We start from the raw sequence: 15,790 nt of genomic DNA, 5'->3' as shown, positions 1-15,790 counted from the left end.
TTTTTTCGATATAAAAGTCTGTTTTTTATTAAATTAAGGAATATAATTTCCTTTTTTTGGTTTTTTTAACGTTTTTAGTGAACTATTGCTGTCGGACGTAATGTCATCTAATTGTCTAAGAAGTTAATTTAGATGGGCTTAGACCTCAAAAGGCATATATTTGCCACATTAACTAATCTAAATTTTTGAAATTTTTATGAAAAAACTTCTACAAAGTTTGTTCATACTTGTGTTGTTTGCAGGTTCTGCAATGGCGCAGGAAAGGACAATTACTGGTACAGTTACGGACAAAGGGGATGGTCAGCCGCTTCCCGGAGTAACTGTCAGAATGAAAGGTGTCCAGGGAGGCACGCAAACGTCATCCGACGGAAAATTCTCTTTGAAGGCAAATTCAAGTGTTACTGAGTTAGAATTTTCCTATCTCGGTTATCTAACCCAAACAGTTTCAGCGGCTTCTAATGTAGTGAATGTTGCATTGGTTGCAGATTCCAAACAGTTGAGTGAAGTTGTGGTTACTGGTATGGGTGTTTCCAGGGAAAAAAAGGCGCTTGGCTACAACGTTCAGACGTTACAGGCAGATGATCTGACAAAGGCATCAAACCCAAGTTTAGCGGGTGCTTTACAAGGTAAGCTTTCGGGTGTGGAGATCAAACCTTCGAGTGGTATGCCTGGTGCATCAGCAAACATTACCATTCGTGGCGCAAGGTCATTTACGGGAAACAATAGTCCGCTGTATGTAATCGATGGCCAGCCTATCGCATCAACATCGAACTTTTCTACAGGAAACAGTGTAACCGGTACGGATATCGCTAATCGTGCCGTAGATTTGAACCCGAATGATATTGAGTCTATGACTGTATTGAAGGGACAGGCTGCGTCTGCGTTGTATGGTATCCGTGCTTCAAACGGTGTAATTGTGATTACAACTAAAAGTGGAAAAGGACTGGCAAAAGGAAAGCCTGTGATCTCTTTCTCTTCCAACTTTGCGCTGGATAAGCTGTCACGTAAACCGGAGCTTCAGACTACATGGGCCCAGGGTACGAATGGTAATTTTGCCACTCCTACTTCGATGTCATGGGGACCAAGAATCGATGATTTGCCCAACAACCCTACAGTAGGTGGGAATGTTGCAAATGCATTAAATGGTGGAACGTTACGCCCTGGTAAATACTATGTACAGCAACGTGCAGATGCTGGGTTAGATCCATGGGTTACCCCTCAGATTTATGACAATGTCGGTGACTTTTTTGAGTTGGGTACTACATTTAATAATTCACTGAATGTGAGTCAGGCTACCGACAACGGCAGCTTTTCCATAGGCTTAGGAAATACCAATCAGAAAGGTATTATCTCTTCTACTGGCCTGGAAAGATATAATGCAAAGATTTCTGCGGAGAGTAACTTAAGCAAGTCCTGGAAGGTCGGTTTTTCTGGAAACTATGTTCAGTCGGACATTGATAAAGCGCCTTCCGCTAATGACGGTTTGCTTGCCACTGTATATGGTGCACCTGCGCATTACGATAGCAAAGGCATTCCTTTCAGCACGCCTTCAGATCCTTATACTCAGATCAACTATCGTGCATCGAACTTTAACAACCCTTATTGGGCTATGGAGAACAATGTTTTTAACGAACGCACCAACCGTTTCTTCGGTAATGGTTATGTAAACTTCAATCCTGATGTAAACTGGGGAAGAGACTCTAAATTCAATGTGAAATATCAGTTAGGAGTGGATTCTTATTCTTCTAATTATCGTGATATTTTTGAATACGGAAGTGGTAATACTGCAGGAAGTATCAACAACTATGGCAACACATCGGCAGTTTATAACTCCCTTTTGACCGCTACGTATGGTGTTAAACTTTCTGATGATTTTACGTTAAATGCATTGATCGGTAATGAGATCAATCATGAGAACAATAAAACGTATGATGAAACCGGTTACGATTTCAACTTTGGCGGCTGGAAACATATTGATAACGCAACAAGCAGAAATGCTACAGAAGCAAGATATCAATATAGAACAGTCGGTCTATTTACGAACATTGACCTTTCATTCAGGAACATGCTGTACCTGACTTTGACCGGAAGAAATGACGTGGTATCCAACATGCCTAGAGATAACCGTTCGTTCTTTTATCCATCAGCTTCATTGGGCTTCGTGCTTACAGAGCTTGGAGGATTGAAAGAAAGCGAAACTGTTAACTTTTTAAAAGTGCGGGCTTCTTACGCGGAAGTTGGTCAGGCAGGTAATTATTTGCCGAACTATTATGCTGAGCCTGTATATGGTGGTGGTTTCTTCACCAACCCAGGTGTTGTGTTTCCTATAGACGGAGATGTGGCTTACACACCATACAGTACTCTGTATGATCCAAACTTAAAACCTCAGAATACCATTTCCAAAGAGGTGGGTATTGAAGGTCGCTTTTTCAATAACTTGATCGGCATTGACTATACTTTCTCAAGACAAGATGTAAAAAATCAGATTTTCCCTGTTCCTCTTGCTGGTTCAACCGGTGCCGATGAGTTGATTATGAACGGCGGTAAAATACACACGAATGCACACGAAATTGCCTTAAATGTTAATCCTATTCAAAAGAAAGACATGAGCCTATCAGTAGGTTTCAACTTCACTAGAATCAGGAATGTGGTTGATGAGTTGGCACCAGGCGTGGAAAGCATCTTCCTTGGTGGATTTGTAACTCCTCAGGTGCGTGCCGGTATAGGTAGCACATTCCCTGTAATTTACGGTGGAACATTCCTGAGACATGAGAATGGTGGTATTCTTGTTGACGAAGATCAGTTCCTTTCAGATGGAACTACTAGAAACCCTTATTATGGTACGCCTCTTACCGGTGGCCCTGATGTAATCGGAAGTGTTGCTCCTGATTTCCTGTTGGGTAGTAATGCTACCTTCCGTTACAAGAGAATTACCTTGAATACCACTTTTGAGTGGAAAAGCGGAGGTTCTATCTATTCAGGAAGTAATGGTCTGATCAATACTTACGGTGTGAGTAAAGTTACAGAGGACCGTTCTACACCTTTTGTTTATCCCGGTGTTAAAGCCGATGGTTCTCCAAATGATATCGTGAGAGGTGGTTCTTCTGATCCTAATGCATATTACAACCTATATTCTCAGGTTTTGGGTAATATTGATGAAGCTTTCATTTATAAGTCATCATTTGTTAAAATGAGAGAGTTGTCTGTAAGCTACAAATTGCCCGAATTTAATAAGCTTAGTCTTAATGTGAGTGCGTTTGCACGTAACATCCTGATCTGGTCTGAACTTCCGAACTTCGATCCGGAGTCTTCTCAGGGAAATACAAACATGGGTGGTGCTTTTGAGCGTTTTTCTGTTCCTCAGACATCTACATTCGGTCTTGGCTTAAACCTTACATTCTAACATCAGCAAATCATGAAATTAAACAATATATTAAAAACGGGTTTGGCAGTTGCTATGGTAGCCACTGTTTTTACCTCTTGTTCTGAGGATTTGATGGATGACATCAATCAGGACAGAAATAACCTGACCAACGCAACAGCCAGGTTTATACTTCCGCAGGTAATTACTTCGACTGCATTCAACATTACTGGGAGCGACTATGCTTTCTATGCAGATGTATATATGGAACATCATGTAGGTGTCTTCGGGCAGATGTTCAATGCAGAAACCAGGAATGGTGAGCCTTTTTTGTCATCTACTTATAACAACTCATGGGCAGCAGGTTATAATAACCTCTGGAACCTGAAGACGGTGATTCAGAAATGTTCTGAAGGTGGTCCTGAAGACGGTAATTTTCAGGCGCTTGGTGTTGCACAGGTACTCAGTGCTTATAACCTTGCGATGCTAACAGACTTAATGGGGGATGTGCCATGGACAGAAACCGGGCAGCCGGGTGTGATCTATCAACCCAAAATAGATAAACAGGAAGCGATTTATGCAGACGTGATGAAGTTTCTCGATGATGCCATCGTGAACCTTGAAAAGCCAACCGATTTTGAGTCGTTAGGATCAAAAGATTTTCTGTTTAACGGCGATAGTGAGTCATGGATTAAGATGGCTTATGGTCTTAAGGCCAGATACAAAATGCGCTTGTCGTTCAGATCAGCAAAATATCAGGAGGTGATCGATGATGTAAATCAATCGTTTACTACTGCTGCTGAACAAGCGGCCTACAAATTCAATGGCGGTTCTACTAAAAATCCTTTCTTCTTGTTTCAACAGGACAGAAAATACTTTGGTGCAAGTCAGAGTTTGCATAATAAACTGGTTTCCAGAAATGACCCGCGTGATGCAAGGTTCTTCGTTCCCAATGCGGGGCAAACAGAGGTGCTGTTTGCTCAAAATGGCGGCACGGAACAGGTTCAGCAAAAATATGGCATTTCCGGTTTGTTAAATATTGCAGCTCCGGTTCATATTCTTAGTTACCATGAACTACAGTTTCTAAAAGCTGAAGCTTATGCGAGGTTGAACAATGTTGCTTCAGCAGAGGCGGCCTTAAAATTGGCTATCAATGCTGCATTTGTAAAAGTGGGATTAACTGAAGCTGCAGGGACCACTTACTACAATAGCAATGTAAAAGCCTTGTTTGATGCAAATCCTTTACAGGAAATCATGAACCAAAAGTATTTTGCGTGTTTTGAAGATGAATCTATTGAGGCATATAATGATTATCGCAGATTGAAAGCAATGAACAATAATGTGATTACATTGACAAACCCAGGTAAGTTCCCATTACGCTTTACTTATGGAAGCAGTGATGTGACCACCAACAATAATGTGAAAGCTGCATATGGCGACGGTCAGTATGTTGCCACAGAGAATGTATGGTGGGCTGGTGGGACCAGGTAGTATATTTTAAATATTTCAACAAAGGGCTGGTCACTAAAATTGATCAGCCCTTTTTTTGTCCTGATATTCGTAATTGGTACATTTCAAATTTTATCTGTTAAGAGGGAGTTAAGGGATTCTTTAGGTCTTGGAGTTATTCCCTGAAAGAATAGTTCTTTAGAGGACTATCCCTCTTTTTTTAGTTAAAACTTCTACTAAGTCTATAGTTTATTTTGTTACAGCCTTAAACTGTTAAAAAACGTTAAAAATTTGTTGGGCTTTATTTTTAAGATTGATTTTGGAATTAATATTTGATTTTGTCTGTTTATTCGAAATTATATTCTGTTATGCGAGCAAATCCAGAGGTCTTTTATTGTAGATAAATTGTCATTGTATTGTCATATATGATGTGCCGGTTATAACAATTAGATGCATGCATATCATTTATCGCTATATTCAAATATTATTAACTAACCTAAATTTTATTTTTTATGAAAAAACTTTTACAAAGTTTGTTCATTCTACTGTTTGTCGCAGGCGCGGCAATGGCACAAGAAAGGACAATTACTGGTACAGTTACGGATCAGGAAGATGGTAAACCACTACCAGGCGTAACAGTAAGGATCGCAGGGGCCAAAGGAGGCACCCAAACAGGAGGAGATGGTAAGTATACCCTTAGAGTCCCTTCATCAGCAAATACACTTGAGTTCAGTTATCTGGGTTATGTCTCTCAAAACAAATCGATTTCTGGCAGCGTGGTGAATGTATTACTTGCAGTAGACGCAAAGTCACTGACAGAGGTGGTGGTAACCGGTGTGGGTGTGGCTACAGACAAGAGGAAAACAGCGATTGCAATTGAGACGGTTTCTGCTAAAGAGATGTTAGCTGTTCCTTCAGCTTCAATAGATAAGGCGTTAATCGGTAAAGTTGCTGGTGCGCAGATTTCTTCGTCTTCAGGTCAGCCAGGACAACAGGCTGCTATCATGCTTAGGGGTATTAACACCATGCAAACTACTCAGCCAATGATTTTGGTTGATGGAGTACAGGTAAATGCTGGAAATAGTGTGAATGGATCGTCTTCTAACTTTTCATCAAGGTTAGCTGATTTAGATCTATCGAATGTGGATCGGGTGGAAGTTATTCAGGGTTCGGCTGCCGCGACCCTATATGGTGCACAGGGTGCCAACGGTGTTATCCAGATTTTTACAAAAAAGGGACTTAGGAATGGTGAAACAAGAATCACTGTGAATTCCAGGGTAAACATTGATAACATGTTAAAAGGCAAGTTTGGAATTGCAAAAAACCACTATTTCGAAACTGATGCCGAAGGTTATATTGTTGATGGAGATGGAGTAAGAATTTCCAGAGATGCTCAAGGTTTCTGGGGCGCACCTCAGGCTCCAGCCTTGTCAGGAACGCTTACTAATGATAAACCTTATAAAGAAACGACTTTCGATCACATTGATCAATTATTCAAATCAAATGTTCCAACATTTAACAATACAGTGAATGTGTCAGGCGGTGCGGAAAAATTTGATTATGCTATTAATGCCTCAAACATCAAACAGAAAAGTATTCTTAATGGAGATTTAACCAGAACCAATTTGAGCTTAAACGTGGGTGCAGAATTGGCAAAGAATCTGACATTGCGTTCTACTACACAATTAATTTATTCGGATAATTCTACCGGTGGTATTACTGGTGCGAATAACGTTTATAGCGCGCTTGCAAGTGGTTTGACTTCGAGATCGTACTGGGATCTGACTTTTCGTGATGATTTAGGGAATTATGTGTCAAATCCGGAAGGAGATAATTCGGTAAATCCTTTTTATACTTATCAGTTTAGGGATAATACATCAAAAAATGTACGTATTGTTCAGGGTATAGATTTGAATTATAAATTTCCAAAGTTTGTGGAAATTAATTACAAATACGGTATAGATAATTATCGTAATGATTTCCAGGATGATATCTTATATCAACTGAAAAACAATTTGTATGGAACATCACAAATTGGATTAGATCCATATAATGGTCGAATCACTTTTGACAGAGATAAAGAAACATTGCAGAACTCATTACTGTCAGTGTATTTTAAAACTAATTTCGAGGAAGATTTTAATTCGTCTTTACCAATCAGTACCTCAACGCAATTGTCTTATGACTACCGTCATAGAAAGTACCAAAATACTCTTATGGAGGGCACGGGTTTCCCATCTTATCCGCCGTTTACAATTGGTCAGGCTAACAGCAAAACCTTTGAAACTACTGATGAGGAATTCATAACTTATGGTTATCTGATTAACCAACGTGTGGATTACGGATCATTATTTGGATTTTCTGGAGGTGTCAGAGTCGATTATTCATCTGAGTTCGGTGCAGGTAGCAAAGCTTTTGTGTTTCCTCGTGGAGATGCTTATGTTAGATTTGATGATTTAATCAAGAGTCCTAAACTATACGAGTTAAAACTGAGGGGAGCGTATGGTGAAGCCGGGGTTCAACCGAATACATATGACAGGCGTGTAACCCTGGAAAACGGCAACATTGGTAACGGAAGCTATTTAAGCCCAAGGGCAGAGAGCCGAAATGCTGATTTGAGAGTTCAACGTTCGCGAGAAGCAGAGGTTGGTATTGATGCAGGTTTAATGCTTGGAAAGAACCAATGGTTCGAAAGATTGAAATTGAATGCAACATACTGGGATAGAAAAAGTACCGATGTGATTGAGGTACTCGATGTGGCACCATCTTCAGGATCTTCAAGTATTAAAGACAATTTGTTGGATCTTCGTTCAAATGGATTTCAGTTTTCAATTGACGCGGACGTTTACACAAGCGATAACTTCAGCTGGCAATTTGGTACCAGATTTGGTGCTAGCAAATCTATAATTGATAGAATTTCTGGTGGTAAAGATGTTTCTATTGGATCAGGTGGATCGGGCCAATTTGTTCTTAGAGAAGGGGAATCTGTTGGTGCATTTTTCGGCAAAGCGCCATTAACCAGTGTAGATCAATTGGACCCTTCCGGAGCGAGATATATTCCTGAAGCGAATGTGGGGAACTTTGTGATAGTTAATGGGATGGTTGTTAATCAGGCTACTAAGCAGGTTCAATTTACCAGCAACCAAGTGCCTATTGGAGATCCAAATCCTAAATTCAATGTGTCTTTTACCAACGCATTCACGATTCATAAGAACCTTTCCGTATCGTTCCAGTTGGATTGGACTCAGGGAAATAAGATCTATAACCAAACTAAACAATGGTTATATCGTGATTTGATTCATGAAGATGTTGACAAAGCTGTTACTGTAGGGAATGAAACAGGCGCGTTTATAAATTATTACACTTCTTTATACAATACAAACACAACCAACGGTTATTTTGTGGAAGATGGTTCATTTGTAAGGCTAAGAGACGTTACAGTTAGTTATAATTTCAATTCGTTGATCAAGAAAAACTTTTTGAAAAATGCGACACTCTCTGTTTCAGGTAGGAATTTATTCACCATCACAGATTACACAGGTTTCGATCCTGAAGCAGCGGCGAATCTGAATGATCCTAAAAGAAGAGGATTGGATTTGTATGCATTTCCAAACTTTAGATCATTCCAAGTTGCTTTGTCATTAGGGTTTTAATTAGTTAAAAGAAAGAATTATGAAAAAAATAAAATATATGTTACCGGTATTTCTTTTGATACTGTTGACAATTGGATCGTGCAAAAAGGATATCTTGGATTTGGAGAATCCGAACGCTCCGGGGCTTCCAGCTTTGGAAACTGAAGAAGGAATTCAACGCGCAGCGCTTGGTGTATACAGTAAATTCGGACTTGACTATTTTTGGTTGGTCCTGGGTTATCATGATATCATGGGTGATAGCTATTTTATCTCTGCGGGTAACTTTTCATGGAGATGGGCAAATCAAACATCGAAGATTACTTTGTCTAATGGCACGGTGCTGACACCTCCACAGGGGGGCTCACAACCAACAGAATTGAGAGCCAGAAATGACCGTTCTTTTACTGACGATAATGCCTTCAGTAATGAATGGGAGGTTTGTTACGCAATTAACAATCAATCAAACATCCTGCTTGAGGCACTTCAGTCTCCAGATCTTGCTTTTGGTTCGGATACAGAAATGAAGAAGAAAGTAGTTGCTGCCTGGGCGTATTGGTGGAAAGGATTTGCGTATTCGAGATTAGGTTCAATGTATGTATCTGGTGTCATCAATGATGTTTCTGGAAAAACAACTGGTAATTTCGTTTTAAATACTGAATTGATTACTGAGGCGAACAGAAACTTTGATCTTGCAGCAGCGCAATTGCAAGGAGTAGCTTATGATGCATCTTACAAATCATTTCTTGCAAGTTTCATCCCTGATTTTGTAACCGAATATGGTGGTGGTGAAACAACCATAACTCCTGAAGCTTGGATCAGGAATTTAAATACTTACAAAGCAAGAAATATTCTGGTTAACAAAAGATTGACTGAGATGACTTCAGCAGATTGGACTGCTGTAAAAACTTTTGCTACTGCTGGTCTTCAACAAACTGATGCGACCTTCACTACTAGGTCTGCTGATGCGAATGACCTTGTAAGTTTGACTGCGTGGGCTCCTGCGAGACTATTGATCAGTGGTTGGGAGTACGTTTCGGAAAGATTGGTTCAGGATTTTAAACCAGGAGATGCCAGATATACAAGAAATATTATTCCTGTATCTGGTGGTACTGTGGTGAACAGATCTGGTAGAGGATTCCAGTATGGTACAAGGTATCAGTTTAAGGCAATTGAAAACGGTGGTGATTATGCCTCAACAGTCGCAGGACTTGCTGTTATTCCAATTGCTTGTTCTTATGAAGAAAATGAGCTTATGCTTGCGGAAGCAAACATCAGATTAGGCTTAATTGAACCGGGATTACAATCAATTGATAGAGTGAGAGCATTTCAGAATGCAGCTTTAGCCGCTGTTGCTGGTACAGGACTAAATGCTACCCAAGCTTACGAAGAGCTGAGAAGAGAAAGAAGAATCGCTTTGATTAATAAGAACGTTTCTTTCTACGATGCACGTAGATGGGGTATCCTCGATGCTGGCGCTGGCCGTACAGGAGCAGTAGTTGTAGGTCCTAACGGAGTAATTGACAATAATGCAAAAATTGAATATAACTATCTGTCATATTGGGATGTTCCTAAAAATGAGCTTGATTTCAACTCAAATAGCAATGTTTCAGTACCAGTTGTGGGCAACTAGTAGTTAGAGTGATTTGCCAAAAAAAGGCGACCTGTAGGTCGCCTTTTTTATTTAAACTTCTATTTTGCTGTTTGATATAAAGTTGGAAATGATCCTTACATGCTCAAGCTGAGTCTCATTGGCGCCGATGTTTATGAGTCTTGATGAGCTTTAATATTTTAATGGTCGGCATATACTTAAATAAAGCGCAGGTATGTTCTATTCGCTGTATTTGAAAGCTCAACTCTGCTTCCAAGGATCATGGTTCTGTTATCTTCAATATGGCCAACCGGAAAATTGAAACAAACCGGATAGTTGTATTCCTTTACCAGATCCCAGATTACCTGTTCTACACTTGCTCCAAAGGGAATGCTTTCTGGTTTTGTTTCATTAAAGGCCCCTACAATGAGGCCTTTTAGTTTTTCAAGTTTACCACTTCGATGAAGCATGCGCATCATCCTGTCTATACTATACTCGTATTCTCCGACATCTTCCAGAAAAAGGATTTTATCCGTGTAATCCATTTCTGACGAAGATCCCTGAAGCATTACAAGAAGAGTCAGGTTGCCCCCGATCAGAACGCCCTCAGCTTCTCCAGGCCTGTTTGGATAGGAGTCCTGGTTAGGATATTCATATTGAATTGCCTCTCCAAATAGTGCCTTTCTTAGCGATTCCAACGATTCAGGCGTGGCGTCATCAAAGGTATATGGCATTTGACCATGAATGCTTTGCGTATTTTCTGCAGCCATCAGGTGAGCGAGCAATACCGTGATGTCACTAAATCCGACCAGCCATTTCGGTGACAATCTGAACTTGCTGAAATCAAGTTCGTCAATGATTCTTATGGTGCCATATCCGCCCCGCCCTGCGATGATGGCTTTGATGTCAGGGTCATCTAGAAATGTCTGAAGATCAGCGGCCCTTAATTCGTCGCTGCCGGCAAACTGATGGTGCGCTGCATAAACGGTATCGCCGATTAAAACCTCCAAACCCCATTGTTGAAGAATAGCGATTGCACTGTCAATTCGCTTAGGTAATTTTTTGGCCGGACAAACGATTGCAATTTTGTCTCCTTTTTTTAAATATGCTGGCTGTTTAATCATGGGTAAAACACTTATCTTTGACAAAATAATAAAAATAGTCTTGGATAATAGTAAAATAAAACGATATACCGTGACGGCTGCTTTGCCGTATACCAATGGACCAGTGCATATTGGTCACTTGGCGGGAGTATACTTGCCCGCTGACACTTATGTAAGGTATCTGCGCTCCAATAAAAGAGATGTGAAGTTCATTTGCGGATCCGACGAAAATGGAGTTCCAATTACATTGAAAGCTAAAAAAGAGGGTGTTACTCCTCAGGAAATCGTTGATAAATACCATGAAATCATTGGAGATTCTTTTAAGGAATTCGGTGTTTCATTTGATATTTACCATCGTACATCTTCCCTGATGCACCACCAGACTGCTTCTGACTTTTTTGAGAATCTTTACGAAAAAGGGGTGTTCACCGAAGAGGTTACAGAACAGTATTATGATGAGAAGGCACAAACCTTTTTAGCAGACCGCTACATTACTGGAACTTGTCCAAAGTGTGGAAACGAAAACGCTTACGGGGATCAGTGCGAAAATTGCGGCAGTACATTAAATGCAACGGATCTGATCAATCCAAAATCGACCTTGTCTGGAGAAAAACCGGTGAGAAAGGAGACCAAGAACTGGTTTCTTCCTTTGGATAAATATGAAGATCAACTGAGAACTTATATTGAGGGGCATAAAGAATGGAGACCGAATGTATATGGTCAGTGCCAGTCCTGGTTAAATGCCGGTCTGCAGCCACGTGCGATGACAAGGGATCTAGACTGGGGCGTTCGTGTTCCTGTCAAGGACGCAGAGGGCAAGGTGCTTTATGTTTGGTTTGATGCACCGATTGGCTACATTTCGGCAACAAAAGAACTTTTTGAATATGCACGCCTGGATGTATGGAATCCTAAATCAGAAGAGTATTACATCAACAAAAATACCCTGACGAAAGGAAACTGGGAAGATTATTGGAAAGACGAAAACACCAAGTTGGTTCATTTCATCGGCAAGGATAATATCGTCTTTCATTGCGTGATCTTTCCTGCCATGTTGATGGCCCATGGAGATTATACATTAGCAGACAATGTGCCTGCCAATGAATTCCTCAACCTGGAAGGTCAGAAAATTTCGACATCCAAAAATTGGGCGGTCTGGTTAAATGAATATCTGACTGAATTTAAAGGCCAGCAGGATGTACTGCGTTACGTGTTGACTGCAACTGCTCCGGAAACGAAGGACAATGATTTTACGTGGAAAGATTTTCAGGCAAGGAATAACAATGAACTGGTAGCGATACTAGGTAACTTTATCAATAGGGTTGTAGTATTGACGCACAAATACTTTGGCGGTAAGGTGCCTATGCTGATGGAGGTCAAGCCAGAGGATCAGCAGGTCATTGATGAGCTTGCCGAATATCCGGCACGGATTAGTGCATCTATTGAAAATTATCGCTTTAGAGAGGCTTTAATGGAGGTGATGAATGTTGCACGTCTGGGTAACAAATACCTGGCAGACATGGAGCCATGGAAAGTGATTAAGACAGATGAGGATAGGGTAAGGACCATTCTTAACATTAGTCTACAAATCGCAGCTAACCTGGAGATCCTGATTGAGCCATTCCTGCCATTTACTGCGGATAAGCTGATGAAGATGCTCAACTATGGTGGTCACCAGTGGGAAAGCGCTGGTAAGATGGACTTGTTGTGCCGTGGTCACCAGCTGAATGAGCCTCAGCTTTTGTTCGAAAAAATCGAAGATGAAACTGTACAAGCGCAAATTGATAAGCTGAACCAGAGTAAGGCAGCCAATGTAATCAACAATGCCGTACTTACGCCCTCTAAAGACAATATTCAGTTTGAACAATTCGGGGCAATAGACATTCGTGTAGCAACCATCATTGCTGCCGAGAAAGTAGAGAAAACGAAAAAACTACTCAAACTGACACTGGATACCGGCTTGGATCAACGTACTGTGGTATCAGGAATTGCGGAATTTTATAAACCAGAAGAGATTATAGGACAGCAGGTTAGTTTAATTGTCAACCTTGCTCCTAGAGAAATTAAAGGAATTTTATCACAAGGAATGATTTTAATGTCTGAAAATTCAGAAGGAAAACTTACTTTTGTAGCTCCTGTACAAAACCATGGCAATGGAAGCGTAATCAGGTAAGTTTATTGGTTTCGTAGTTCAACGGATAGAATAGAAGTTTCCTAAACTTTAGATATGGGTTCGATTCCCGTCGAGACCACAAAATTTTTTCCAGCATAGGAATAAAATGAGAAGATTATTTGGAAAGCCTTTAGATCAAAATCTAAAGGCTTTCCTGTGTAATAATTGTAACTTGTGAAATTAAATCATACTAGCCCTAATGGCAAACTCCACCGAGGAGTTAGGGATCCAATTTTTTAGAATTGGATAGATAGTAACTGCTTTAGACACACCTTTAAACTTTAGTGAGTTTAAATTCTTATCGTATATTTAGGAAATTAAACCCCCTCTTTAAAATGCTCTTTATGACAAAAAAGCTTACGCTACTACTGCTTGGTGTTCTGATTACAGCTTGTGCCTACAGCCAGAGTTTAAGAAACCATATCTTTTTCAAAGATGATTGGAGTTCGATAATGGGTAGACCTAAAACGATGAAAACAGTCTCGGTTTCTTATAGAACGAATGGAGAGGTTGGAAATAAGGTCGAGTTGATGCAATTTGACGAGCGCAGTTTACCTGTTTACAAATCCTCTCTAAATGACAATGGTACGGTTTCAAAGATTGAGTATTTTAAGTATGATACATTAAAACGACTCCTTTTAGAGCGTTATATTCTTGATAAGAATACAGATAAACCTACCCGTAGAGTACTTTTTTATTATACCTATCAAGACGGAAAATATCCGGTAAAGTATCAGGAGTTAAATCGAGATAGTGTCGTTGTTTCCGAAACGCATACGACAATGAATGCTATGGGGCTGCCTGAAGAATCATTTTTATTTGAGCCTGTTGGGGTATTTGTCGGATCAGAAAAAGCGATCTACTTCCTAGACCAAAATAAAGTGGCGCTCAGTGTATTAGATAATGAAGGTAGTATTACCTTCACTGATACCGCATTTTTTAGCCTGAGCCCCAATGTAAGAGTGAACAGCCCTAATCTTCGATATAATGAGCGCGGAGATCTAATCTGGAGCCAACGGCAGGCAAAAAGTGGGACTGTGCTGAATGAGTATGATTATATTTATGATGAGAAAAATAATTTTATCAAAAAGTCCATGTTTAAGGTTACTACCAAGCCAAATGGGAAGAAAAGGCGTGAGTTGACGCAGGTGGTAGAAAGGACCATCACGTACTGGTAGAACTAATTTCGTCTTGCGCAGGCATGCTGATCACTTATGGAAGGAATAAGCTTTTACTCGATGCAGAAGTGTCGGAAAGGGCGGGGGTGATCCTAGAGTTAAAAGACGGGGAGAAGGCGCTGATAATAGCGAGAGAAAGGGACGGTGACATCCTTGAGCGACAAAAAGAAGCTCAACGCAAAGGGCAAGAGAAAACAGAAACAGGCTGGCATATCCTTGGCTATGTCAGCCTTCTCCTATGGAAAAGGAATTTAGATTTTCAAATCATCAGCGGTCAGCGACCTTCTATTACGGGTGTCGACGGTACAGAAAAAACAACTTTAATGAAACTCATTCTCGCGGAGACGGACCCGGAGGAAAATGTCGATATACTAATTTCAGCGATTAATGAATATGTTGGTACTCTGATTGTCATCTCTCACGATCCAGTTTCCTGCAACAAATTCAGATGGCGGATGCAATTGTGCTGAGTTAAATGTGTTGGAATAGGGCTGGGCGCTAATTAGAACCTTGGCCCTATTTATCATTGTTCATCTGCAATAAGCCCAAAACCGGCCAGTTTCTTTTTTGTATCTTCATAATCGGTATGACAGATACCGGTGAGGCCCAATCCTTCAGCAATCTGGACGAATAACATGCGGTCGTCAATATAAATGCTTGTCTCAACATCGCTTTGCGATATGTCTATGGCCACTTTAAAAATGTCTGCATCCGGCTTCCGGAAGTGCACAAAACTGGAGGATATAAAGAAATCAATAAACTCATTTAACCGGAATGTATTGATCCTGTATTGATTGAGTTCCCGACCTTCATTGCTGATGACGGCTACTTTCAGGTTGTATTTTTTCTTCAGGTCGCAGATTAGTTTGATCATGTCGTGATAAGGCAGGGATTTGCTGACCATAAAATCTTTGAAGTCTTCCCTGGAGAAATTGCGCTCTTCGTAGAAGACCAGCCTGTCCAAATATTCATCTAGTGTGATCTTGCCGACTTCATAAGTGTCGAAGGTCAGGTGGTGTCTTTCTTCTACTTCCGGCAGTTCTAGATTGAACCGTTGTGCAGCTTCAGCTCTCGCCTGTCTGTCCCAACCATTTGTCAGTAAAACACCGCCAATGTCGGTAAAAAGTGTGGTAATCTTTTTTTGTGGATTCATGAATGCTGTTTTGATGGATTGGGTCGCTAATGCCCCTTTCTTCAAAGATAACGTTATGACCCGTTGAAAGAAAGTCAAAATCCACCAAGTGCAATATTATTTATACTCATTATTAATAACTCTTGTTTTCTATGATTGATTTCAGTTACTTTGCGC

General features: G+C 40.5%; 9 protein-coding genes and 1 tRNA gene. 8 read left to right on the top strand and 2 right to left on the bottom strand.

The window, feature by feature from the left end; genetic code table 11:
* The first annotated feature begins 196 nt into the window (after positions 1 to 196).
* The 4 genes from PBAL39_RS21125 (at position 197) to PBAL39_RS21110 (ending at position 10,072) form a co-directional block, all read left to right on the top strand.
* Complete coding sequence (locus tag PBAL39_RS21125) at positions 197 to 3,403, top strand: SusC/RagA family TonB-linked outer membrane protein (RefSeq protein ID WP_008245436.1); 3,207 nt, start codon at positions 197 to 199, stop codon at positions 3,401 to 3,403.
* 12 nt (positions 3,404 to 3,415) lie between these two features.
* Positions 3,416 to 4,852, top strand: a complete 1,437-nt coding sequence (locus PBAL39_RS21120; RefSeq protein ID WP_008245435.1) for a SusD/RagB family nutrient-binding outer membrane lipoprotein — start codon at positions 3,416 to 3,418, stop codon at positions 4,850 to 4,852.
* A 470-nt stretch (positions 4,853 to 5,322) separates the two neighbouring features.
* Positions 5,323 to 8,463: a SusC/RagA family TonB-linked outer membrane protein gene (locus tag PBAL39_RS21115; RefSeq protein ID WP_008245431.1), complete on the top strand. Its 3,141-nt coding sequence runs from the start codon at positions 5,323 to 5,325 to the stop codon at positions 8,461 to 8,463.
* 19 nt (positions 8,464 to 8,482) lie between these two features.
* Complete coding sequence (locus PBAL39_RS21110) at positions 8,483 to 10,072, top strand: RagB/SusD family nutrient uptake outer membrane protein (RefSeq protein WP_008245429.1); 1,590 nt, start codon at positions 8,483 to 8,485, stop codon at positions 10,070 to 10,072.
* Positions 10,073 to 10,248: 176 nt separating this feature from the next.
* Here PBAL39_RS21110 and PBAL39_RS21105 read toward each other — a convergent pair whose 3' ends face one another.
* Positions 10,249 to 11,154, bottom strand: coding sequence for an LD-carboxypeptidase (locus PBAL39_RS21105; RefSeq protein WP_008245427.1), 906 nt, complete (start codon positions 11,152 to 11,154; stop codon positions 10,249 to 10,251).
* Here PBAL39_RS21105 and metG point away from each other — a divergent pair.
* From metG to PBAL39_RS21085, 4 genes are all read left to right on the top strand, one after another.
* Positions 11,153 to 13,303, top strand: coding sequence for a methionine--tRNA ligase (gene metG / locus PBAL39_RS21100; RefSeq protein WP_008245418.1), 2,151 nt, complete (start codon positions 11,153 to 11,155; stop codon positions 13,301 to 13,303). The two genes, PBAL39_RS21105 and metG, sit on opposite strands and share 2 nt — an antisense overlap.
* 7 nt (positions 13,304 to 13,310) lie before the next feature.
* Positions 13,311 to 13,382: transfer RNA gene (locus tag PBAL39_RS21095), tRNA-Arg, on the top strand.
* Positions 13,383 to 13,647: 265 nt separating this feature from the next.
* The gene (locus PBAL39_RS21090; protein ID WP_157274148.1) at positions 13,648 to 14,481 is read left to right on the top strand and encodes a hypothetical protein; all 834 of its coding nucleotides are present in this window, start codon (positions 13,648 to 13,650) and stop codon (positions 14,479 to 14,481) included.
* Between the two features lie 23 nt (positions 14,482 to 14,504).
* On the top strand, positions 14,505 to 14,951 hold the full coding sequence (locus tag PBAL39_RS21085) for a methionyl-tRNA synthetase (RefSeq protein ID WP_008245408.1): 447 nt from the start codon (positions 14,505 to 14,507) through the stop codon (positions 14,949 to 14,951).
* Between the two features lie 53 nt (positions 14,952 to 15,004).
* Here the strand turns inward: PBAL39_RS21085 and PBAL39_RS21080 are convergent, their stop codons facing one another.
* Positions 15,005 to 15,634 (bottom strand): HAD hydrolase-like protein, encoded by a 630-nt coding sequence (locus PBAL39_RS21080; protein WP_039867363.1) that lies wholly within the window; start codon positions 15,632 to 15,634, stop codon positions 15,005 to 15,007.
* Positions 15,635 to 15,790 lie beyond the last annotated feature (156 nt).

Origin of the sequence: Pedobacter sp. BAL39, from assembly GCF_000170795.1 — a bacterium.
Taxonomy (GTDB): domain Bacteria; phylum Bacteroidota; class Bacteroidia; order Sphingobacteriales; family Sphingobacteriaceae; genus Pedobacter.
This window is presented reverse-complemented; position numbering and strand designations above follow the sequence as displayed.